This is a genomic window from Peptococcus simiae (assembly GCF_046569735.1).
Classification (GTDB): domain Bacteria; phylum Bacillota; class Peptococcia; order Peptococcales; family Peptococcaceae; genus Peptococcus; species Peptococcus simiae_A.
In genome coordinates this window covers 73,829-93,864 of the sequence record NZ_JBKICG010000008.1, presented here as the reverse complement: position 1 = coordinate 93,864, position 20,036 = coordinate 73,829, and the positions used below count along the sequence as shown (strand labels likewise).

General features: G+C 53.2%; 24 protein-coding genes and 1 riboswitch. Of the genes, 18 read left to right on the top strand and 6 right to left on the bottom strand.

From position 1 onward, the window contains the following. Positions 1-666, bottom strand: a 666-nt coding sequence (gene sdaAB, locus ACLGL1_RS05010) for an L-serine ammonia-lyase, iron-sulfur-dependent subunit beta (protein WP_411007658.1), incomplete at its 3' end; no start/stop codon positions are given. A 138-nt stretch (positions 667-804) separates the two neighbouring features. Between sdaAB and rplS the strand changes: the two genes are divergently transcribed. The 5 genes from rplS (at position 805) to ACLGL1_RS04985 (ending at position 4,537) form a co-directional block, all read left to right on the top strand. Further along, complete coding sequence (rplS, locus tag ACLGL1_RS05005; protein WP_408976924.1) at positions 805-1,149, top strand: 50S ribosomal protein L19; 345 nt, start codon at positions 805-807, stop codon at positions 1,147-1,149. A gap of 75 nt (positions 1,150-1,224) precedes the next feature. Beyond that, a complete protein-coding gene (lepB, locus tag ACLGL1_RS05000) occupies positions 1,225-1,794 on the top strand; it encodes a signal peptidase I (RefSeq protein WP_411007657.1) in 570 nt (189 codons plus the stop codon). Continuing rightward, positions 1,791-2,645: a ribosome biogenesis GTPase YlqF gene (ylqF, locus tag ACLGL1_RS04995; protein ID WP_411007656.1), complete on the top strand. Its 855-nt coding sequence runs from the start codon at positions 1,791-1,793 to the stop codon at positions 2,643-2,645. The genes lepB and ylqF overlap by 4 nt, the downstream gene beginning before the upstream one ends. An 8-nt stretch (positions 2,646-2,653) precedes the next feature. Then, a complete protein-coding gene (asnS, locus tag ACLGL1_RS04990) occupies positions 2,654-4,036 on the top strand; it encodes an asparagine--tRNA ligase (protein WP_411007655.1) in 1,383 nt (460 codons plus the stop codon). 9 nt (positions 4,037-4,045) lie between these two features. After that, positions 4,046-4,537 carry a YajQ family cyclic di-GMP-binding protein gene (locus ACLGL1_RS04985; protein WP_411007654.1) on the top strand — a complete coding sequence of 164 codons (492 nt, stop codon included), beginning with the start codon at positions 4,046-4,048 and terminating at the stop codon, positions 4,535-4,537. 345 nt (positions 4,538-4,882) lie between these two features. Here the strand turns inward: ACLGL1_RS04985 and ACLGL1_RS04980 are convergent, their stop codons facing one another. Next, positions 4,883-5,596 (bottom strand): YebC/PmpR family DNA-binding transcriptional regulator, encoded by a 714-nt coding sequence (locus ACLGL1_RS04980; RefSeq protein WP_411007653.1) that lies wholly within the window; start codon positions 5,594-5,596, stop codon positions 4,883-4,885. Between the two features lie 88 nt (positions 5,597-5,684). Between ACLGL1_RS04980 and ACLGL1_RS04975 the strand changes: the two genes are divergently transcribed. From ACLGL1_RS04975 to trmD, 8 genes are all read left to right on the top strand, one after another. Continuing rightward, a complete protein-coding gene (locus ACLGL1_RS04975) occupies positions 5,685-6,206 on the top strand; it encodes a deoxyuridine 5'-triphosphate nucleotidohydrolase (RefSeq protein ID WP_411007652.1) in 522 nt (173 codons plus the stop codon). A 143-nt stretch (positions 6,207-6,349) separates the two neighbouring features. Continuing rightward, the gene (gene ylxM / locus ACLGL1_RS04970; RefSeq protein WP_408976740.1) at positions 6,350-6,715 is read left to right on the top strand and encodes a YlxM family DNA-binding protein; all 366 of its coding nucleotides are present in this window, start codon (positions 6,350-6,352) and stop codon (positions 6,713-6,715) included. Beyond that, positions 6,705-8,051: a signal recognition particle protein gene (gene ffh, locus ACLGL1_RS04965; RefSeq protein ID WP_411007651.1), complete on the top strand. Its 1,347-nt coding sequence runs from the start codon at positions 6,705-6,707 to the stop codon at positions 8,049-8,051. Before ylxM ends, ffh begins: the two co-directional genes overlap by 11 nt. A 23-nt stretch (positions 8,052-8,074) precedes the next feature. Then, a complete protein-coding gene (gene rpsP, locus ACLGL1_RS04960) occupies positions 8,075-8,326 on the top strand; it encodes a 30S ribosomal protein S16 (protein ID WP_408976742.1) in 252 nt (83 codons plus the stop codon). Between the two features lie 12 nt (positions 8,327-8,338). Continuing rightward, positions 8,339-8,569: a KH domain-containing protein gene (locus tag ACLGL1_RS04955; protein WP_411007650.1), complete on the top strand. Its 231-nt coding sequence runs from the start codon at positions 8,339-8,341 to the stop codon at positions 8,567-8,569. A 52-nt stretch (positions 8,570-8,621) separates the two neighbouring features. Then, on the top strand, positions 8,622-9,044 hold the full coding sequence (locus tag ACLGL1_RS04950) for a YlqD family protein (RefSeq protein WP_411007649.1): 423 nt from the start codon (positions 8,622-8,624) through the stop codon (positions 9,042-9,044). After that, on the top strand, positions 9,016-9,540 hold the full coding sequence (gene rimM, locus ACLGL1_RS04945) for a ribosome maturation factor RimM (protein ID WP_411007648.1): 525 nt from the start codon (positions 9,016-9,018) through the stop codon (positions 9,538-9,540). Before ACLGL1_RS04950 ends, rimM begins: the two co-directional genes overlap by 29 nt. A gap of 4 nt (positions 9,541-9,544) precedes the next feature. Beyond that, the gene (gene trmD / locus ACLGL1_RS04940) at positions 9,545-10,285 is read left to right on the top strand and encodes a tRNA (guanosine(37)-N1)-methyltransferase TrmD (RefSeq protein WP_411007647.1); all 741 of its coding nucleotides are present in this window, start codon (positions 9,545-9,547) and stop codon (positions 10,283-10,285) included. An 88-nt stretch (positions 10,286-10,373) separates the two neighbouring features. Here the strand turns inward: trmD and ribE are convergent, their stop codons facing one another. The 4 genes from ribE to ribD are packed head-to-tail and all read right to left on the bottom strand — an operon-like array spanning position 10,374 to position 13,830. Continuing rightward, on the bottom strand, positions 10,374-10,835 hold the full coding sequence (gene ribE, locus ACLGL1_RS04935; RefSeq protein WP_411007646.1) for a 6,7-dimethyl-8-ribityllumazine synthase: 462 nt from the start codon (positions 10,833-10,835) through the stop codon (positions 10,374-10,376). Positions 10,836-10,844: 9 nt separating this feature from the next. After that, positions 10,845-12,056 (bottom strand): bifunctional 3,4-dihydroxy-2-butanone-4-phosphate synthase/GTP cyclohydrolase II, encoded by a 1,212-nt coding sequence (locus ACLGL1_RS04930; RefSeq protein ID WP_411007645.1) that lies wholly within the window; start codon positions 12,054-12,056, stop codon positions 10,845-10,847. 17 nt (positions 12,057-12,073) lie between these two features. Beyond that, positions 12,074-12,724, bottom strand: coding sequence for a riboflavin synthase (locus tag ACLGL1_RS04925; RefSeq protein WP_411007644.1), 651 nt, complete (start codon positions 12,722-12,724; stop codon positions 12,074-12,076). Continuing rightward, entirely contained in the window at positions 12,709-13,830 is a 1,122-nt protein-coding gene (ribD, locus tag ACLGL1_RS04920) for a bifunctional diaminohydroxyphosphoribosylaminopyrimidine deaminase/5-amino-6-(5-phosphoribosylamino)uracil reductase RibD (RefSeq protein ID WP_411007643.1), read from the bottom strand. Before ribD ends, ACLGL1_RS04925 begins: the two co-directional genes overlap by 16 nt. A 70-nt stretch (positions 13,831-13,900) precedes the next feature. After that, positions 13,901-14,016, bottom strand: a riboswitch (FMN riboswitch). Positions 14,017-14,144: 128 nt separating this feature from the next. Here ribD and ligA point away from each other — a divergent pair. The 5 genes from ligA to deoC are packed head-to-tail and all read left to right on the top strand — an operon-like array spanning position 14,145 to position 19,991. Beyond that, the gene (ligA, locus tag ACLGL1_RS04915; protein ID WP_411007642.1) at positions 14,145-16,139 is read left to right on the top strand and encodes an NAD-dependent DNA ligase LigA; all 1,995 of its coding nucleotides are present in this window, start codon (positions 14,145-14,147) and stop codon (positions 16,137-16,139) included. Between the two features lie 34 nt (positions 16,140-16,173). Continuing rightward, a complete protein-coding gene (gene gatC / locus ACLGL1_RS04910; protein WP_408976752.1) occupies positions 16,174-16,455 on the top strand; it encodes an Asp-tRNA(Asn)/Glu-tRNA(Gln) amidotransferase subunit GatC in 282 nt (93 codons plus the stop codon). Positions 16,456-16,463: 8 nt separating this feature from the next. Next, positions 16,464-17,897, top strand: coding sequence for an Asp-tRNA(Asn)/Glu-tRNA(Gln) amidotransferase subunit GatA (gatA, locus tag ACLGL1_RS04905; RefSeq protein WP_411007641.1), 1,434 nt, complete (start codon positions 16,464-16,466; stop codon positions 17,895-17,897). Next, positions 17,894-19,339 carry an Asp-tRNA(Asn)/Glu-tRNA(Gln) amidotransferase subunit GatB gene (gene gatB, locus ACLGL1_RS04900; protein WP_411007640.1) on the top strand — a complete coding sequence of 482 codons (1,446 nt, stop codon included), beginning with the start codon at positions 17,894-17,896 and terminating at the stop codon, positions 19,337-19,339. Before gatA ends, gatB begins: the two co-directional genes overlap by 4 nt. Beyond that, the gene (gene deoC / locus ACLGL1_RS04895; RefSeq protein ID WP_411007639.1) at positions 19,332-19,991 is read left to right on the top strand and encodes a deoxyribose-phosphate aldolase; all 660 of its coding nucleotides are present in this window, start codon (positions 19,332-19,334) and stop codon (positions 19,989-19,991) included. The genes gatB and deoC overlap by 8 nt, the downstream gene beginning before the upstream one ends. Positions 19,992-20,036: the final 45 nt, after the last annotated feature.

Genomic DNA, 20,036 nt, shown 5'->3' with positions numbered 1-20,036 from the left:
ACGTGAAATGGCAATAAAGAAGTCTAGGTTGGGCAATTGGCTGAAAGCCTCCGTGACTGCTGGGGTGAAGGGCTCATCCAATTCAATGATCATGGTTGCCGTTTGGTCAAGGCGGCTCACGTGCATATGCGCAATATTGAGATTATTTTCGTGACAAATACTGCTGGCGTAGTAGACCATGCCTGGGGAGTCGGGATAGCGGAGGATGAGGGTGGGGTATTCGCCGGTAAAATCAGTGGCAGTCCCATCTATATCCGTAATCCGGATGTTGCCGCCGCCAATGGAAGAGCCGGTGACGGTGAAGTCCGGCGCTTGGTCCCGATGAAAACGAAAGCGGATGGTATTGGGATGGACATTGCCCAGGTCAGCGGATTCAAAGACCAGGTCAATCCCTGCTTGCGCAATGAGGTCTAAGGCCTCTACCAGCCGCTCATCATCAGGGGCATAGCCCAAAAGACCGCCGGCAATGGCCCGGTCGCTGCCATGCCCTTGATAGGTGTGGGCAAAGCTGCCGTGGAGCTCGCAGGTCACAGCGGTCAGGTCCTTTCCATAAATGCGGCGCGCCATATCCGCTAAGCGACAAGCGCCGGCTGTATGGGAGCTGGATGGCCCGACCATAATAGGGCCTAGAATATCAAACATCTCATAATGTTTGCCTTTTGACATAAAACCACCCTTTCTATTACTTTCCTCTTGATTTTGACTTGCGCAATAGCGCTGTATGTGTTAAAATAACTGTGTTTTTGATCCGAACGGTCCGCTGGGTATTGGCCTATGAACGTTCTCTAGATGAAAGGAGAAACTATGGATATCTTAAAGAAAATTGAACAAGACCAACTCAAAACGGATGTACCTGACTTCCGTCCCGGGGACACTGTCCGGGTTCAGGTAAAGGTTGTCGAAGGTAACCGCGAACGTCTGCAGGCTTTCGAAGGTGTTGTCTTGAAACGCGTTGGTGGCGGCTTAACCGAAACCTTTACTGTGCGTCGTACGGCTTATGGGGTCACTGTGGAACGTATTTTCCCGATTCATTCTCCGCGTGTGGCTGAAATTGAGCTTGTACGCCAAGGTCGTGTGCGTCGTGCTAAATTATATTATATGCGCAACCGGTTCGGCAAGGCAGCCCGCATCAAAGAAATTCATCGTTAATGGTAAGCCCCTCGCCTTCGGCGAAGGGCTTTTTCTAGTTGACAGCTAAAAATGTCAGGGAAGGGGGCAGACGCCATGCAAGAAGAGGGCAAGCCCAATAACAATGAAAAAAACCAGCAAAAGGGCGGTTTTATCCGCGAATTTGTGGTACCGGTTGCCATCGCTATCGTACTCGTCTTATTTTTACGGCACTTTATTGTGGGCACCTACTATATTCCTTCAGGCTCCATGATACCAACCCTGGGCTTGAATAATCAAGTCGTGGTAACCAAATTATCCTATAAAATGCATGAGCCGGAACGGGGCGATATTGTGGTCTTTAAATACCCCGTCAATGAGAAAGAGGGCCTGGAGGAAATGGACTATGTCAAAAGGCTCATTGGCTTGCCCGGGGAAAGGGTAGAAGTCAAGAATAATACCGTTTTCATAGACGGTAAGCCCTTAGAAGAACCCTATGTAGCAGCAGATACCAATATGCCTGACTTTGGCCCGGTCCAAGTCCCTGAGGACGAATATTTCATGATGGGCGATAACCGGAACCATTCCAGCGATAGTCGCTACTGGGGAACAGTGGAAGAGGACTATCTTATCGGGAAGGCCCAGTTTATTTACTGGCCAATCAGTGCTTGGCAGGTGTTAGGATGAGTATCCAGTGGTTTCCGGGTCACATGGCTAAGACCCGGCGCATCATTGAAAAAGAATTGGCCATGGTTGATGTAGTGATTGAACTGGTCGATGCCCGGCTCCCTAAAACCAGTAAGAACCCCCTTTTAGAAGAGATTGTCGGTAAAAAGCGGCCTCATTTAATTGTTATGACCAAGGCTGACCTGGCTGACCCCGGCCGGACAGCCCATTGGCTCCAGACCTACCGGAAAAAGGGCTTCGGGGCCCTTGCCCTGGACCTGAGCCGGGGGGGCAAGCAGGCGGCAGCGGCGCTGTCTGAAGCCATTTACGACCTGTCGGCAAAAAAGCGGGAGCGATTTTTAGGTAAAGGGGCCAAAAAAGTACGGGTCCATGCCATGATCATCGGCATCCCCAATGTCGGCAAGTCAACCCTTATTAATGCGGTCATTGGCCGGTCGGTAGCCGATACCGGGAACAAGCCCGGGGTGACCCGGGGCAAGCAGTGGCTGCGCCTATCTGAAGACATTGAACTCTTAGACACCCCGGGGATTTTATGGCCCAAGTTCGACGACGACGAAATCGGCTACCGGCTGGCCATTAGCGGGGCCGTTTCTGACGATGTCTTTGTCCCGGAAGAAGCGGCCTTCCGCCTGGTGCGTCACCTCAAGACCCATTATCCGGAAGCCTTAGCCAGCCGCTATGCCCTGGATTCGGACCTCATCGCTGAAGAAGAACCCTACGCCCTCATGCAGGCCATAGGCCGGCGGCGGGGGGCCCTGATCAGTGGTGGCCGGGTCGATGACCGAAAAACATCGGTACTCTTGCTAAAGGAATTTAGAAATGGAGCCATTGGGCGCATTTCCCTGGAATAGGAGGTCCCATGGAACAAGCAATCGCAGCTATCTATAAAAATCCCACCGCTTTTTATAACCAGGAGGTCCGGCTGACCGGCTGGGTGCGTAACCACCGGGCCGGGAAACAGGTTGGCTTTATCGAATTGGTAGACGGGAGTTGCCCGGATGCCATCCAGCTGGTCTATTCAGCAGACCAGGGGGAGGCCCTGCAGGACCTGTCTCTGGGGGCAGCAGTGGCCGTGTCCGGTCGCTTGCTGGCCACCCCTGAAGCCAAGCAGGCCTTTGAACTCCGGCTAACAGAGCTGGACCTAGTTGGTGGAACAGACGAAGACTACCCCCTACAAAAAAAGCGGCATAGCTTTGAATATTTACGGACCATCGCCCACCTGCGGCCGCGAGCCAATACCTTTCAATCTGTTTTTCGCCTGCGGAGCCTGGTGAGTTTTGCGGTCCACCGCTACTTTCATGAAAAGGGTTTCTTGCAGGTCCATACGCCGATTTTAACGGCCAGTGATGCCGAAGGGGCCGGAGAAATGTTCCAAGTGACCGCCCTGGACTTGGACCGGTTAGCTGTCCAACCACCGGCCGCCTTAGACTATAAGGATGATTTTTTCGGCCGGCCGGCCCACTTGGCCGTTAGTGGCCAGCTGAATGCAGAGGCCTTTGCCCATGCCTTTAAAAATGTCTACAGTTTTGGCCCAACCTTCCGGGCAGAAAACTCCAATACCGCCCGGCATGCAGCGGAATTTTGGATGATTGAACCGGAATGCGCCTTCTGTGACCTAGATGGCCTCATTGACCTGGCGGAAGACTTTATTCGCGCCATGATTCAAACCGCTTTCGAGGAAGCCCCACAAGACATCCAGTTTTTCAATGACTTCATAGATGACGGCCTAATCCAGCGGTTGGAGGCTGTTCAAGCAGCCGGTTTTTCCCGGATGACCTATACTGAGGCCATTGACCTCTTGGAAAAAAGTGGCCAGTCCTTTGCCCATCCGGTCTCCTGGGGGCTAGACCTGCAAACAGAGCATGAGCGGTTTTTGACCGATGAAGTGGTCAAGGGACCGGTCTTTGTCACTGACTACCCGGCAGCCATCAAGGCCTTTTATATGCGGGGGAATGATGACCAAAAGACCGTCGCCGCTGTGGACCTTTTAGTGCCTGGCATCGGTGAGATTATCGGCGGCAGCCAAAGGGAAGAGCGCTTTGACCTCCTGGTCCAGCGGCTAGCGGCTAAGGAAATGTCTACCAAGGCCTACCAATGGTACCTGGATTTACGCCGCTACGGTGGTACCCCGCACGCAGGCTTCGGCGTTGGTTTTGAACGCCTCTTAATGTACCTGTCCGGCATGAAAAATATACGAGATGTGATTCCCTTCCCCCGTGTACCCAAGCAGATCGATTTTTAGGAGGTCATTATGGCTAAAGATGCAACTTTTGATGTGGTTTCTCAAGTGGACACCCAAGAAGTCGACAATGCGGTCAATCAAACCTTAAAAGAAATCACCAACCGCTATGATTTCAAGGGCGCAAAAACAGAAATCAATGTCGATGGGGATACCATCCACTTAAACGCAGATGATGAAATGCGGATGAAGAGTGTTGTAGATGTCTTACAGTCTAAATTTATCCGGCGGGGCGTGCCCATTGAAAATATGGAATACGGGAAGGTAGAAGCTTCCGGTGGCCGGGTCAAGCAGGATATCATCATCCGCCAAGGGATTGACAAGGACCTGGCCAAAAAAATCAGTAAGGATATCCGGGATACCAAGTTGAAAGTCCAGACCCAGATCATGGATGATAAAATCCGGGTCAGCGGTAAAAAAATCGATGACCTGCAAACGGTTATCGGTTTCCTGAAAGAAAAGGATTATGGTCAGGCCCTCCAGTATGAAAACTTCCGGTCATGACCGGTCGGATAAGAAAGCCGGAGACCCGGCCAGCTAGGGAGGAAGACCTTCCGGTCATCGTATTGCCTAAAGGGGCTGTGTCAGAATGGGTAAAATCATTCGACACAGCTTTTTTTGTAAACAAGCTTAGCGCCGATACCTACCTGGGAAAGCTTTGATTCAATCCCATATTGTGGTCAAACATGAGCGATAAGAAGAATAGCAAGGCCCCAGTTCATTTTTTGAGCTGGGGCCTTGCTATTCTTGGGCTATTTTGTAGCATTTCTTTATATTGTTCATAGCTAGACGGGATAAGACTTATTCCCAGTCCTTCTCTGCAAGGAGCCGGTTTTTCCTTGCAGGCACTTATTCAGCGTTGGTATAGACGTTTTGGACATCGTCGTCGGCTTCCAGGTCATTGACCAGTTTGGCGACCTTGGCAGCGACATCTTCTTCGGTCTTGACGACGGTCATCGGAAGCATGCTGATATCGCTGGTGATGACAGCGGCCCCAGCTTCCCGGCAGGCTTCCAAGACTGCAGAAAAGTCTTCCGGGCCGGTGATGACTTCGTAATGGTCGGCTTCGGCGATAAAGTCTTCTGCGCCGGCCTCCAAGACCAGGTCCATCAATTCTTCTTCGCCAAGGGGTGTTTCGGCCCGGTCGATGCCGATGGCCCCCTTGCGTTCAAATAAAAAGGCAACACAACCGTTGGTGCCCAGGTTGCCGCCGTTTTTGTCCAATAAGTGGCGGACATTACCGGCGGTCCGGTTTTTGTTATCGGTCAGGCAGTCGATCATTACCGCAACACCTCCGGGGCCGTAGCCCTCATAGGTGATGTGTTCATAGTTATCAGACGCGGTATCACCGGTTCCTTTTTTTATGGCCCGCTGTATGTTATCATTAGGCATATTGTCAGCCTTGGCCTTGTCGATGGCTAACTTCAGGGTTGCGTTATAAGCCGGGTCCCCACCGCCCATACGGGCAGCAACGCTGATATTGCGCGCATGTTTGGTAAAACTGGCAGACCTTTGGCTGTCCATTTTATTCTTCTTTCCTTCGATGTTATGTATACGACCCATTAAAATCCCCTTTTCTTATTAAACTAGCAGTAAAATTATAGCAGGTTGACATCTATCTTTCAAGAAAAGCGAGGTCTGGAGTGACGATATGATCCTATTTGAAAAAGTGAGTCAAAAGCAGTTTGTAGCCGACTGGATAGATAAACAAGGGGACCGGGAGACCCTAGAGCAAGTGTATGACCAGATTCCCTTGCCCAAGCGGGCAACGGCAGGTAGCGCCGGCTACGATTTTTATCTGCCGGCCGACCTGACCCTGGCCCCAGGCGAGAGCGCCTGCATCCCGACCGGCATCCGGGTCCTGATGCCGGCCGGGGTCGTTCTTTTACTGATGCCCCGGAGCGGGCTGGGAACCCGCTACCGGTTGCAGTTGGCCAATACCACCGGGGTCATTGATAGTGATTATTATGGTGCCTTAAATGAAGGGCATATCCAGGCTACCCTGACCAATGACAGCAAGGAGGGAAAGGTCTTAACCCTGGCTGCCGGGGACCGCTTTATGCAGGGCATCTTTATGCCCTATCTCCTTTGTGATGATGACCAGACCGAGATCGGTCAGCGGCTGGGTGGACTGGGGAGTACTGACCAATCACCGATAGGCCAAAAGCGATAGTCAGGGGGCGTTTTGCAGGGCTTCAGGTGTAGCCCAAATCTTTATCAATTAATGGGTGCTGACAAGGAAAAAAGCTTGACAGCTGCCGGGATCCTTGTTATCATACCAAAGGTGTCAAGGAAAATGGATTGACAGGTGATAGTATGCGTGAAAGTCTAGGCCATTTGACTTATATCACACAGTTATTTGATTTATATTCCAATTTATTAACCAAGCATCAACGACATGTTTTTGCTTTATACAATGAAGAAGACCTTTCATTAGCCGAAATTGCCGAAACCACCCAAACCTCTCGTCAGGCGGTCCACAATACCCTTCAACGGGTAGAAGGGCTACTTGATGAATATGAAGATAAGCTGGGACTGGCCAAAAAAGAGGGTTTGCAACAAGCTTATTTCAACCGGCTCCAAGAGCTGGTTGAAGGGTTGGCAGCAGGTGATCGCAAGCACCTGGATGAGGCAATGGAGATACTTTCAATTTTGAAAGGGGGCCAAAACGATGGCATTTGACGGATTAGCAGACCGCCTGCAGGATGTTTTTGCAAAAATTACCGGCAAGGGTAAAATCAGCGAAGCCGACTTAAAAGAAGTCCTAAAAGAAGTGCGCTTGGCCTTGCTGGAAGCAGACGTCAACTATAAAGTGGTCAAATCTTTTGTGGCCCACATTAAAGACCGGGCCTTAGGGAGCGAGGTCATGGAGAGCCTGACCCCGGGCCAACAGGTGGTCAAAATTGTCCATGACGAGCTGACCCAATTGATGGGCGGAGAGCAGGAAAAGCTGAAGATTGCCTCTAAACCGCCAACGGTCATTATGATGGTCGGTTTACAGGGGTCCGGTAAAACCACTACCTCTGGGAAATTAGCCCGCTACCTGCGGGATAAGCTGAAGAAACGGCCCCTCCTCGTGGCCTGTGACGTTTACCGCCCGGCAGCGGTTAAACAATTAGAAGTCCTGGGCGAACAATTGGAGATTCCTGTTTACTCTGAGGGAACTGATGAAAACCCGGTAGAAATTGCGCAAAGGGCCATTGTCCATGCCGGTAACCATAATAATGACATTGTCATTCTGGATACCGCCGGTCGTCTCCATATTGATGAAGCCCTGATGGGAGAGCTCTCTGCCATCCAAGAGGAAGTAGAGCCGACGGAAATCCTCCTGGTCATCGATGCCATGACCGGGCAAGACGCCGTCAGCGTCGCAGAGGGATTTAACGCAACCCTGGGCATTAGCGGCCTGGTTCTGACCAAACTGGACGGCGACACCCGCGGGGGCGCAGCCCTTTCTGTTAAAGAAGTCACCGGCTGTCCGATTAAGTTCATCGGGATGGGGGAAAAGCTGGATGCTCTTGAGCCCTTCCATCCGGACCGGATGGCCAACCGGATTCTGGGCATGGGCGATGTCCTGACCCTGATTGATAAGGCCCAGGAGGCCTTCGACGAAGACCAGGCCAAGAAAATCCAAGAGCGGATCATCAACCAATCCTTTACCTTGGATGACTACCTGGACCAGATGACCCAAATGCAACAGATGGGCGATATGGACTCTATTTTAGAAATGGTTCCCGGCCTCAATAAAAAGGCCTTGAAAAATGTTAAAATTGACGCCAGAGAAATGGATCGGAGCAAGGCTGTCATCCTTTCCATGACCAAGGCTGAGCGGCAGAATCCCAAGATTATCAATGGGAGTCGCCGCAAACGCATTGCAGCCGGCGCCGGTGTCCGCGTCCAAGACGTCAACCGGCTCTTAAAGCAATTTGACCAATCGCAAACCATGATGAAACAATTAACCCAAATGGCCGGTGGCAAAGGCGGCAAAAAGAAACGCCTGCCCTTTTTCGGCCTGTAATCTCGCATAGGAGGTGAGTAGGAATGGCAACAAAAATCAGATTAAAACGGATGGGCGCTAAAAAGAAACCTTTTTATCGTATTGTTGTAGCTGATAGCCGGGCACCGCGTGACGGTCGCTTCATCGAAGAAATCGGTTATTATGACCCCAACAAGAACCCCGCTGACATTAAAGTTGACGCTGAGAAAGCACAAAAATGGCTTTCCACCGGTGCACAACCGTCTGACACCGTACGTAGCTTATTTAAAAAAGTTGGCGTTAAGAAAAACGCTTAAGGAGTGGGAGCCATGGAAGCACTGGTCAAACACCTGGTGCAAGCACTGGTTGATCAACCAGATCAGGTGGACGTCTCTATAGAAGAAAACGATACCACTGTTCAGGTGACTGTACAGGTCGCTAGCGAAGATATGGGCAAGATTATCGGTAAACAAGGCCGGATTGCCAATGCTTTGCGCACAGTGCTCAAAGCAGTCGGCGCCCGTATGCATAAAAAAGTTTACGTAGAAATTGTAGAATAACTTGAATCCGGAAGCCCGTTGGGATTCCGGATTTTTTAGAAAGGAGATTCCTATGGATGCAAATAAATTAACCGTTATGGGCAAAGTGACTTATAAGCAAGTCGTTACCCAGACCTATAAGGATAAGGCCCTGGCTGAAGTGGATGAGCAAATCAAGCAAATTGACGATGAGCTCGCCAACTTTGACAAGCAAATGGACAAGACCATGACGGAACTCACCCTTAAAGCCCACCCCCAAGTGGAACAACTGCGCCAGCAGTTCAATATGGAGCGGCAAAAAATTGCCGTTTACCGTGAACAAATGGAAGCCAGCAAGGCGGCGGTAGATGCCCTCCAAGAAGGGGAAGAAGTGACCGCCGGAGAAGGCAACTTTGTCACTGAACTGGTCGAAGGGGAGGCCTTCAACCTCAACTTAAACCGTGAAATCGTCGTTAAAGATGACATCGTTGTCAAAATCCGTCAAATCAATGGCTAAGACAATCCTGATTGGACGGGTCCAGGGGGCCCATGGGGTCCAGGGAGAGCTGAAAATCCAGCCCCTCTGTGATGATCCCCTCCGCTTTTCGGACCTGGAGGAAATCATCCTGGTCAAGGGGAACCGGCAAATGGCCCACGCCATTGACCATGTCCGCTACCATAAGGGCAGCGTCCTTCTTGTATTGGCTGATGTAGAAGACCGGACGGCGGCTGAGCTGTTGAAGGGATACGAGTGCCATATTCCTTTGGCCTTAAGGCGCCCTCTGCCGCCGGACCGCTTTTATATCGAGGACTTAATTGGCCTGGATGTCTACCAGGGCGATGAGCACCTGGGCCAGGTCAAGGAGGTCCTCCAGCCCGGCGCCAATGATGTTTATGTGGTCCAGGGGGCAGAGGAGGTCATCTATGTGCCGGCTTTAAAAAAAGTGGTTCGCCAGGTGGACCTGGCTGCCGGCCGGATGGATGTTGACCTGCCCAAGGGCTTGAGGGACTAGGCCGATGAAGATACGTATTTTTTCCTTATTCCCTGAAATGTTTGAAGGGCCCCTGACCGCCAGTCTTTTAGGTAAGGCCTGTGATAAGGGGATCCTTTCTATAGAAGTCGTGAACTTCAGGGACTACGCCCTGGATAAGCACCGGCATGTGGACGATACCCCCTATGGTGGTGGCCAGGGGATGGTTTTAATGCCCCAGCCCCTGGTCGATGCCCTGGAAGACCATGCGCCGACTTCAGCCAATAGTGAGGTCATCCTCCTATCGCCCCAGGGTAAGCCCTTTAGCCAGGCAGATGCCGTCCGTTTATCCAAGCGGGAGGACCTGGCCTTTGTTTGTGGCCACTACGAGGGATTTGATGAGCGGATCCGCCATTTTGTGGATAGCGAGTATTCCATTGGTGACTATGTCCTGACCGGCGGCGAGTTGCCGGCCATGGTTATGATTGATACCATTGCCCGGCTGATCCCCGGGGTCATCAAGGAGCAGGCCTCCTATGAAGAGGACTCTTTTTTCCAGGGGCTCTTGGAATACCCCCAGTATACCAAGCCAAGAGACTACCGGGGGATGGAGGTGCCTGAAGTTCTCCTGTCCGGCCACCATGCCAATATCCGCCGCTGGCAAAAAAAAGAAGCCCTCCGCCGGACCTGGCAGCGGCGGCCGGACTTGCTGGCGGACTACCCTTTCTCGCCTGAAGAAGAAGCACTTTTTCAAGAAGTACAGGCGGAAGAGGGCTTAAGTAAATAGATATGGGAATACCCCGGCAGCTTGTCCTTAGGGATGAGCTGCCGGGGTATTTGTTTATTTATGCATGGGTGCTGGCTCAATATCTCACCTAGATTTGCTTGTATAAATCCATCATTTCCAGGGCGCCGACCGCAACATCGTAGCCTTTATTACCGGCCTTGCTCCCGGCCCGTTCAATGGCTTGGGCAATGGAGTCGGTTGTCAGGACCCCAAACATGACTGGACACTTGGCTGTCATGGATAGGGCGGCAATCCCCTTGGAAACTTCTGCACAGACATAGTCAAAGTGGGGGGTGGCCCCGCGAATGACAGCACCGAGGCAAATAACAGCATCATACTTGTCGCTTAAGGCAACTCGCTGGGCGACAGAGGGGATTTCAAAGGCCCCGGGTACCCAGAATAAGTCAATCTGGTCGCTGGCAATGCCGTGACGGGTCAGGGCATCTTCGGCTCCGCCAATTAATTTATTGACGATGAGCTCGTTAAAGCGGGAAGCAACAATGGCAATTTTTTCGTCTTGACCGACTAAGTGACCGTTGATAATACGCATAATTTCCTCCTAGTTTGTGGTATCGTAGTTGAGCCAGTGGTTCATTTTTTCTTGTTTGGTTTTTAAGTAGCAGGCATCCGTGTCATGCATAGGCATTTGAATGGGGACCCGTTCGACAATTTCCATGCCATAGGCCTTGAGGTCGTAAACCTTTTGGGGGTTGTTGGTCATAATCCGCAGTTGTTTGGCGCCGAGGTCTCGCAGGATTTGGGCGCCTACGCTGTAATCCCGCATATCGTCCGGAAAGCCCAGCATATTATTGGCTTCGATGGTATCATAACCCTGGTCTTGGAGGGCGTAGGCCTTTATTTTATTGATCAGGCCGATACCGCGGCCTTCTTGGCGTAAGTAGAGGAGGATGCCTCGGCCTTTTTCGGCGATGGCCTTCATGGCGGCGTCGTACTGCTCGCCGCAGTCACACCGGCGGCTGCCCAGGGCATCACCGGTTAGACATTCGGAATGGACCCGGCAGAGGACCGGTTGACCGTTGTTGACATCGCCTTTAACCAGGGCTACATGGTGCTCGCCGTTAATGAGGTTAATGTAACCGTAAATGGTGAAGTCGCCATACCGGGTGGGCATTTTTGCCTTGGCCACTTGTTCAATGATGACTTCGTTGACCTTCCGGTAGTGGAGGAGGTCCTTGATGGTGATGAAGGGCATGTCGTACTTTTGGGCCAGCTGGTGGAGGTCAGTGGTCCGCATCATGGTGCCATCGTCATTCATGATTTCGCAGCAAAGCCCGCAGGCATCTAGGCCGGCTAGGCGCAGGAGGTCAACGGTGGCCTCGGTATGCCCTTGCCGTTCAAAGACCCCCCGGTCCTTGGCGATGAGGGGGAACATGTGCCCCGGCCGGCGGAAGTCCTCAGGCTTGGCACTGGGGTCAATACACTGGCGGGCGGTATAGCCCCGCTCTACGGCAGAAATGCCGGTGCTTGTATCGACATGGTCAATAGATACGGTAAAAGCCGTTTCATGGTTATCGGTATTTTTGGTGACCATCTGGGACAGGCCCAGCTTTTCGCCAAATTCACTGCTCATGGGCATACAGATGAGCCCCTTGGCAACGGAGGCCATCATATTGACATTTTCAGTGCTGGCAAATTCGGCGGCACAAATCATATCGCCTTCATTTTCCCGGTCCGGGTCATCTGTTACGATGATGATGCCGCCATCGCGCAGGCGCTGTAAGGCTTCTTCTACGGTATTGAATGCGTGCATAGTCATGCTCCTTTACTTTATAGGTAGCCGTGTTGGGCGAGAAAGTCGAGGTCAACTTGGTCAGAGGGGGCATCGCTGGTGTTTCCGGCCAGCATTTTTTCGACATACTTAGCCAGGATGTCACACTCAATGTTCACTGTTTGCCCGATTGTAGCCTTTTCCAGGGTGGTGGCTTGGAGGCTGTGGGGGATGACAGCGATGGTGATAATGGTCCCTTCGACCTTGGCTAGGGTAAGGCTGATGCCGTCAATGGCAATAGACCCTTTTTCAACGACCCAGCGGGTCATGTCGGAACCGATATCCAGGCTAAAAAGTTTCACTTGGCCATCCGGGACAATCGCCAGGATCTGGCCGGTACCGTCCAGGTGACCGCTAACAATATGGCCACCAAAGCGGCCGCCCATGGCCATGGCCCGTTCTAAATTGACGGCATCGCCGCGGCTAAGCTGGGCAACATTCGACCGGTGGATGCTTTCCCGGCTGACATCTGCGGAAAAGGCCTCACCCTTTATCTTTGTAACGGTCAGGCACATCCCGTTGACAGCAATACTTTCGCCTAAGACCAGCTGGTCGTAGGGCGGGCTGGGTAAGATGGTCAGCTCTAAGCCGGATGGCGTAGGCTCCAGGGATTGGAGGGTTCCGGTGCGGTCGATTAATCCGGTGAACATGGGTCTACCTCCTTATAGGCGAGGGTAGCGGTATAGAGTACATCGTCACCTAAGAGGGCCAGCTCCGGGTGGATGAGCTGGTAGGCGGTAGAGGGGCCCGAACACCCTGTTTCTTGCAGGATGGCCTGGCTGAGGGCCGTCTGGCCCAGGAGCTTCGGCGCTAAAATCAGCTGGAAGGTATGGATTAAGCGGGCTTTAAGCATGGCGGCAGCCAGCTGGGCCCCACCTTCCAGGAGAATTTCATCAATGCCCCTTTCAGATAGGCGGCGACAGAGTTCGGGGAGGGGGACGTCATCTTGGTCCGGCCAATGCCAGAGTTCGATCCCAGCCTGGTCCAGGTCTTCCAAGTAAGCACTTGGGCCGGCACAGGCAAAGATGGTCGGCACTTCCCGGGCTGTCTTCAGAATTTGACTATCTGCCAGGACCTGGCCATCATGCCCCACAATGACGCGAACCAGGGGGGTTGCCGGACTAATGCCGGATCGGTCGGTTAGGCGGGGGTTGTCCTTTCGGACAGTGCCGGCACCAACCATAATGGCCCCGACCCGGTGACGGAGGTCCTGGACCCATTGGTCTGCTTCAGAACCAGAGATTTTCCGGTCCTGGCTGCCCGGAGCCGATGCCACACAGCCATCAGCTGTTGCTGCCACCTTCCAGCGGACCAGGGGAAGGCCGGTCTTTAACCGGTAGAAAAAGGCCTCATTTAACTTTTCTGCCTCTTCCCGCATGAGACCGATGTCTACCTTTAAGCCGGCCTCTAGGAGTATTTCGGCCCCGCCCTTGGCAACCGGGTTGGGGTCCCTGCTGGCGATGACCACCCGGCTAATGCCAGCGGCGATGAGGGCTTCGGTGCAGGGGGGCGTCTTACCGGTATGGCTACAGGGCTCCAGGGTGACGAAGCAGGTGGCCCCCTGCAGGTCCTGGTCACCGGCAGCGGCCAAGGCCTCCCGTTCGGCATGGGGGCCGCCGTACTTTTTATGCCAACCTTCTGCAAGGATTTTGCCATCCTTGGCAATCACACAACCCACCATGGGGTTGGGTGCCACTTGCCCGGCGCCCCGGATGGCTAGGTGTAAGGCGCGGGTCATCATTAAACGATCATTCATAGGCCCTCCAATAAAAAAAGTGTGCCCGGTCAGGGCACACTGAAATGGACTCAATAAGCATCGCTTTTGAGGAAGTCTTCTTTCATCCAGACTCTACTGTCGGCTTCGTACTTGCAACGAATCAGCACCGAAGTGCTCGCGGGCTTTACCGCCGGTCGGGAATTTCACCCTGCCCTGAAGAATTATTCAATTATTAATCTTATGATAGTCCTTTCATATACACCTGTCAAGTCTGTAAAAGGGACCATCCTGGGGGCAAGCGTTGACGTAGTGGAACGGTCAAGGTAAAATAAAACGGAAAGACAGGTGATCGGATGGCTGAATACAGCAGCAAAGAAGATATGATGGCACTTATCGAAAAACTCCGCCATTATGAATATTGTTACTATGTTTTGGATCAGCCGGAAGTTAGCGACAGTAGGTATGACGGCCTTTACCAAACCCTACTCGCTATTGAAGCGGCCCACCCGGATTGGGTCCAGCCGGATTCGCCTAGCCAGCGGGTCGGGGGGGCGGTGGCAGAGGGCTTTGATACAGTCGTCCACCAGGTACCCCTGCTCAGCCTGGCCAATGCCTTTTCTAAAGAGGACCTATACGCCTTTGATAGTCAGGTTCGCCGGAGTCTGGGTAAAGACCAGGTGGCCTACAGTGTTGAATACAAGATTGATGGTCTCTCCATGGCCCTAACCTACCAGGATGGCCTCCTCGTCATGGGGGCCACCCGGGGCAATGGTCAAATTGGCGAAGTGGTGACGGACAATATAAAGACCATCAAGAGCGTGCCCCTGCGGCTTAATGAGCCCGTTGGTCAGCTCGTGGTCCGGGGGGAAGTCTACCTGCCCAAAAAAGACTTTTTAGCCTTAAATGACCAGCGTCAGGCGGCAGACCTGCCCTTATTTGCCAATGCCCGGAATGCAGCAGCAGGGTCTGTCCGGCAGCTTGACCCCAAGGTGGCCGCTGCCCGTCCCTTAGCCCTGCGTTTTTATGATATCCTCGCCAGCAGTGCCTCTTTTTCCAGCCAGGCCGAAGTCCTGGCCGCCATCCGGTCCTGGGGTTTGCGGCCGGTGGAAGCCTACCACTGTGAGGGGATAGAGGCCGTTTGCCAAGCGGTTCAGAAGATAACCGCCGACCGGGACCAAATCCCCTATGATATTGATGGGATTGTCGTCAAGGTGGACAACTTGGCTGACCGATCGGCCTTAAGTGTCCGGGCCAAGACGCCCCGCTGGGCCATTGCCTATAAGTTTCCGGCTGAGCAGCAGGAAACGCGAATCACCGCCATCACAACCCAGGTGGGACGGACAGGTGCAGTTACACCGGTTGCTGAGCTTGAACCGACCCTGGTGGCCGGTTCCGTTGTCAGCCGGGCGACCCTCCATAATGAGGACTTTATCCAGGCCAAGGATGTCCGGGTGGGAGATAGCGTTCTTATCCAAAAAGCCGGCGATGTCATCCCGGAAGTGGTCCAGGTCTTGCCGGAAAAACGTCCGGCAGCCAGTGCACCCTACCAATTTCCCCAGGCCTGCCCATCCTGCCAGTCCCACCTCATCCGCATAGAAGGGGAGGCCGTCTGGCGTTGCCCTAACCGATTGGGTTGTCCGGCTCAAATCCAGGCCGGCATCCTGCACATGGCTGCCAGAGATGCCCTGGATATCGATGGCTTGGGGCCGTCCTTGATTCGACAGCTTTATGAAGCGGGTCTGATCCATACCGCTGCAGACTTATTCCAGCTCAGCAAGGAAGACCTCCTGCCCCTGGACCGGATGGGGGATAAACGGGCGGATAATTTACTCAAGGCCTTGGAAGAAGCGAAATCCAGGCCCTTTGACCGCTTTATTTACGCCCTGGGTATTCCCCTAGTGGGCTTAAATGTCAGCCAAATATTAGTGCGCCACTTACAGGACCTGGATGCCTTTCAAGAAGCCAGGGAAGAAGAACTCCTGGCCATTGACGGCATTGGTCCCGGGATTGCCGAAGCGGTTGTCGGTTACTTTGAGGATGAGGCCAACCAAAAGCTCTTGGCCGCCTTAAAAGCAGCTGGCGTCAGCTACCAGGTCCAGGCACAAGCGGAAGTGGAGGGCCGCCTGACGGGTAAAACCTTTGTTTTAACCGGGACCCTTCCGGACTATTCAAGAAATGAGATGAAGGCCCTCTTGGAGCAGGAAGGGGCTAAGGTTACTGGGTCTGTGAGCAAGAAGACCGACTATGTCGTTGCCGGTGAAGAAGCTGGCTCAAAACTGGATAAGGCCCAGGCCCTGGGGATTCCCATTCTCAACCAAGCGGAGGTCCTTGACCTCCTTCATCAATAGACCATAGATCATTCAGAGGAATAGGAGATGCGAGATGCTAACAAAAGAAACCGTTGAACACATTGCGCATTTGGCGCGGCTGTCCTTCAGCGAAGCGGAAATCGAGGACCAATTAAAACAATTGGATATGATCATTGATATGATGGACATCTTAACCACCATTGATACCGAAGGCGTTCCTCCCTTGAACCACGTTTTAGAGCTTTCCAATGTTTACAGGGAAGATGAAGTTCAAGACAGCTTGCCCCGGGAAGAAGCCCTGGCCAATGGGCCTGAAGTGGCAGCAGGCATGTTTCAAGTGCCCAAGATTGTATAGGAGGAAATATGCATAAACATACTGTCGCCTCTGTGCGAGAGGCCTTTGTTTCCGGTCAGGAAAGTGCTGTGGATATTGCGACAGCCTACTTAAACCGCATCAAGGAAGCGGATAAGACCATCAATGCCTTTATTACTGTAGATGAGACACAGGTTCTTGAGCAAGCAAAAAAATTAGATGAAAAACGGGCCCAGGGCAAAGACCTTGGCCGCTTGGCCGGGGTGCCTATTGCCTTAAAGGATAACCTGAGCACCCGGGGCTTACGCACGACCTGTGCCTCTAAAATGCTCGAAAACTATGAGCCGATTTTCAATGCCCATGTCGTTGACCGGCTTCTGGCCGAGGACGCCATCATTATTGGTAAAACCAATATGGATGAATTTGCCATGGGGGCAACCACCGAGACCTCTTATTTTGGCCCAACCCTGAACCCCATCAGTCAAGACCGGGTACCGGGCGGGTCCAGTGGCGGTTCTGCTGCCGCCATTGCTGCTGACATGGTACCGGTAGCCCTGGGCAGTGACACCGGGGGATCTATCCGTCAACCGGCCGCCTACTGTGGTATTTACGGGATCAAGCCAACCTACGGCGTGGTCTCCCGCTATGGCTGCGTGGCCTTCGGGTCTTCCCTGGACCAAATAGGGCCAATGGGCCATTCTGTCGCTGACCTGGCCACCCTCCTGTCTGTCATTGCTGGCTATGATGACCGGGATAGCAACTGCCTGCCGGAAGACCGGCCGGACTACCTGGCGGCCCTCCAGGCAGACATCAAGGGGAAGAAGATCGGTATTCTCCAGGAAATGCTGGATGCGGTTACCAACCCGGCCATTCGTGAGGCCGTTCAGGAAGCCGCTAAGATATATGAAAGCCTGGGGGCAGAAGTGGAAATCTGCCACCTGGACTACCTGGAAGCCTCTATTCCGACCTACTACCTCATCGCAACCGCTGAGGCCTCCTCTAACCTAGCCCGGTTCGACGGTGTCCGCTACGGCTTGCGGGTTGAAGGCAAGGACGTGGTTTCCATGTTCAAAGAAACCAGACATGACGGCTTTGGCGATGAAGTCAAGCGGCGGATTATGCTCGGGACCTATGCCTTGAGTGCCGGCTATTATGATGCCTTTTACCTTAAGGCCCTGAGAGTCCGTCGGCTCATCCAAAATGCCTTTAAGGACCTCTTTAAGACCTATGATGTCTTATTGACGCCGACCGCCATCCAAGTGGCCCCGGCCCTTGGGGAACACCTGGATGCTGTAGATGCCTACCGGCAGGACCTCCTGACCTGTCCGGTGAATTTAGCCGGCTTACCGGGGTTATCGATGCCCTTTGGCGAATTAGACGGCCTGCCCATAGGCTTGCAGCTCATTGGCGATGTGCGTGGCGACAGCACCCTCATTAGCTTTGCTGCTGCGCTGGAAGGTCAAATGACGGAGGTGGCTCAATGAGATACGAACCGGTAATCGGCTTAGAAGTCCACGTAGAGCTGAAGACAAAAACAAAAATTTTCTGTGGGTGCACCACCGCTTTTGGCGGAGACCCCAATACCCATACCTGCCCGGTTTGTTTAGGCCTACCCGGGACCCTGCCGGTCTTAAATAAGCAGGTCCTCCATTATGCCATTTTGGCCGGCCTGGCAACCAACTGTACCATTAATAAGTTTAGTAAGTTTGACCGGAAGAACTACTTTTATCCGGACCTGACCAAGGCCTATCAGATCTCCCAGTTTGATGAGCCCATTGCTGAACATGGCTATGTTGATATTACTGTAGATGGCCAGGAAAAACGCATCGGCATGACCCGGATCCATATGGAAGAAGACGCCGGGAAACTCATCCACCAAGGGGCCAGCATTACCGCCTCCAATAGTTCCCTAGCTGACTATAACCGGGCCGGTGTCCCCTTAATTGAAATCGTTTCCGAGCCGGATATGCGGTCCGCTGCAGAGGCCCGGGCCTACTTGGAAGAATTAAAGGCCATTATTACCTATATCGGTGTCAGTGACGCTAAAATGGAGGAGGGGTCCTTACGGTGTGACGTCAATATCTCCTTGCGACCGGTCGGCCAGGAAGCCTTCGGGACCCGGGCTGAAATTAAGAATCTCAACTCTTTCCGGGCCGTTGAACGGGCCATTGCCCATGAAATTGACCGGCAAAGTGACCTCCTGGATGACGGTGAAAAAGTGAAACTCGAAACCCGGACCTGGGACGATGCCAAGGGGGTAACCCACTCCCTCCGAAGCAAGGAAAATGCTGATGACTACCGCTACTTCCCCGATGCCGACCTCCCGCCGGTTATTGTTAGTGACGCGGACATTGACCGCTTGCGGGCAGAAATCCCGGAATTACCCCGGAGTCGCCGCCAGCGCTTTGTGACTGAGGCCGGCCTTTCTGAAGCGGATGCCGGTCTCCTGACTGAAGACCGCTACCTGGCTGACTTCTTTGAAGCGGCCTGGAAGGCCTATGGGGAAGCCCAACCGGTTGCCAACTGGCTCCTGGGGGATATTGCGGCCAAACTTAATACAGATGGCATCCAGCTGGCCGATAGCCAGTTCCAACCAGCCCAGCTGGTCGACCTCTTAAATCTGATTAAAGATGGGTCCATCAGTGGTAAAATTGCCAAGGAGGTCTTTGTTAAGGCCTTTGAAACTGGTGACAGCCCGGCTGATATCGTAGAAAGAGAAGGGCTGAAGCAAATTTCCGATACGAGCTCTTTAGAACCCCTTATCCGGGACATTGTAGCGGCCAATCCCAAGTCTGTCGAAGACTATAAGGCCGGGAAAAAGAAGGCTCTGGGCTTTTTGGTCGGCCAGGTTATGAAGGAAACCAAGGGCCAGGCCAACCCCGGCTTGGTAAACCAGCTCCTAACAGAGGTTTTGGACAATGCTTAAGCTAGACAAGGCCGCTATCCTGTCGGCCCTAGACCATACCCTCTTGAAGCCCCAGGCCGGTGCGGCAGACTACCAGGCCTTCTTTCAGGCGGTCAGAGACATTCCTGTTGCCTCGGTTTGCATCCCGCCCAACCGGGTTCGAGCAGCCCAGGCGGCCCTGGAAGGGAAGAATAAAATCTGTACGGTCATCGGCTTTCCCAATGGCTACCAAACCCCTGCGGTCAAGGCCTTTGAGGCCAAGACGGCTGTTGCTGAGGGGGCCGATGAAATCGATATGGTGGTCTGTATTGGTGACGTCTTATCCCGGGATAAGGACCGTCTGACAGACGAGGTCCGGCGGGTCCGGGAGGCGGTGCCGGAGGCCTTGCTCAAGGTCATCATTGAGACCGGGGCCCTGTTCCCGGACCAGATCCGCTGGCTGTGTGAGATTCTACCGCCTTGTGGGGTGGACTTTTTAAAAACCAGCACCGGCTTTAACTTCCCCGGGGCCTCTTTGGAGGCTGTTCACATTATGCGCCAGGCCCTACCAGAGACCATTGGCATCAAGGCTTCAGGGGGGATTCAATCCCTGGAGGAGGCCATGGCCTACCTAGATGCCGGCGCCAGCCGGATTGGGGCCAGTCGCCTACTGGCGGCTTGCCAGTCATTGTAACCAGTAAAAAAATCCTATTCCACAGGTCTGCGGAATAGGATTTTT

What these genes read in the sequence shown, in the direction of transcription:
- ylqF (WP_411007656.1), top strand. Translation starts at nt 1,791, where the DNA reads ATGAGTATCCAGTGGTTTCCGGGTCACATGGCTAAGACCCGGCGCATC.
- ACLGL1_RS04950 (WP_411007649.1), top strand. Translation starts at nt 8,622, where the DNA reads ATGGATGCAAATAAATTAACCGTTATGGGCAAAGTGACTTATAAGCAA.
- ACLGL1_RS04925 (WP_411007644.1), bottom strand. Translation starts at nt 12,724, where the DNA reads ATGTTCACCGGATTAATCGACCGCACCGGAACCCTCCAATCCCTGGAG.
- gatC (WP_408976752.1), top strand. Translation starts at nt 16,174, where the DNA reads ATGCTAACAAAAGAAACCGTTGAACACATTGCGCATTTGGCGCGGCTG.
- gatB (WP_411007640.1), top strand. Translation starts at nt 17,894, where the DNA reads ATGAGATACGAACCGGTAATCGGCTTAGAAGTCCACGTAGAGCTGAAG.
- deoC (WP_411007639.1), top strand. Translation starts at nt 19,332, where the DNA reads ATGCTTAAGCTAGACAAGGCCGCTATCCTGTCGGCCCTAGACCATACC.
- ribD (WP_411007643.1), bottom strand. Translation starts at nt 13,830, where the DNA reads ATGAATGATCGTTTAATGATGACCCGCGCCTTACACCTAGCCATCCGG.
- rplS (WP_408976924.1), top strand. Translation starts at nt 805, where the DNA reads ATGGATATCTTAAAGAAAATTGAACAAGACCAACTCAAAACGGATGTA.
- lepB (WP_411007657.1), top strand. Translation starts at nt 1,225, where the DNA reads ATGCAAGAAGAGGGCAAGCCCAATAACAATGAAAAAAACCAGCAAAAG.
- ACLGL1_RS04985 (WP_411007654.1), top strand. Translation starts at nt 4,046, where the DNA reads ATGGCTAAAGATGCAACTTTTGATGTGGTTTCTCAAGTGGACACCCAA.
- ACLGL1_RS04980 (WP_411007653.1), bottom strand. Translation starts at nt 5,596, where the DNA reads ATGGGTCGTATACATAACATCGAAGGAAAGAAGAATAAAATGGACAGC.
- ACLGL1_RS04955 (WP_411007650.1), top strand. Translation starts at nt 8,339, where the DNA reads ATGGAAGCACTGGTCAAACACCTGGTGCAAGCACTGGTTGATCAACCA.
- ACLGL1_RS04930 (WP_411007645.1), bottom strand. Translation starts at nt 12,056, where the DNA reads ATGCACGCATTCAATACCGTAGAAGAAGCCTTACAGCGCCTGCGCGAT.
- trmD (WP_411007647.1), top strand. Translation starts at nt 9,545, where the DNA reads ATGAAGATACGTATTTTTTCCTTATTCCCTGAAATGTTTGAAGGGCCC.
- ylxM (WP_408976740.1), top strand. Translation starts at nt 6,350, where the DNA reads ATGCGTGAAAGTCTAGGCCATTTGACTTATATCACACAGTTATTTGAT.
- ACLGL1_RS04975 (WP_411007652.1), top strand. Translation starts at nt 5,685, where the DNA reads ATGATCCTATTTGAAAAAGTGAGTCAAAAGCAGTTTGTAGCCGACTGG.
- asnS (WP_411007655.1), top strand. Translation starts at nt 2,654, where the DNA reads ATGGAACAAGCAATCGCAGCTATCTATAAAAATCCCACCGCTTTTTAT.
- ligA (WP_411007642.1), top strand. Translation starts at nt 14,145, where the DNA reads ATGGCTGAATACAGCAGCAAAGAAGATATGATGGCACTTATCGAAAAA.
- rpsP (WP_408976742.1), top strand. Translation starts at nt 8,075, where the DNA reads ATGGCAACAAAAATCAGATTAAAACGGATGGGCGCTAAAAAGAAACCT.
- ribE (WP_411007646.1), bottom strand. Translation starts at nt 10,835, where the DNA reads ATGCGTATTATCAACGGTCACTTAGTCGGTCAAGACGAAAAAATTGCC.
- gatA (WP_411007641.1), top strand. Translation starts at nt 16,464, where the DNA reads ATGCATAAACATACTGTCGCCTCTGTGCGAGAGGCCTTTGTTTCCGGT.
- ffh (WP_411007651.1), top strand. Translation starts at nt 6,705, where the DNA reads ATGGCATTTGACGGATTAGCAGACCGCCTGCAGGATGTTTTTGCAAAA.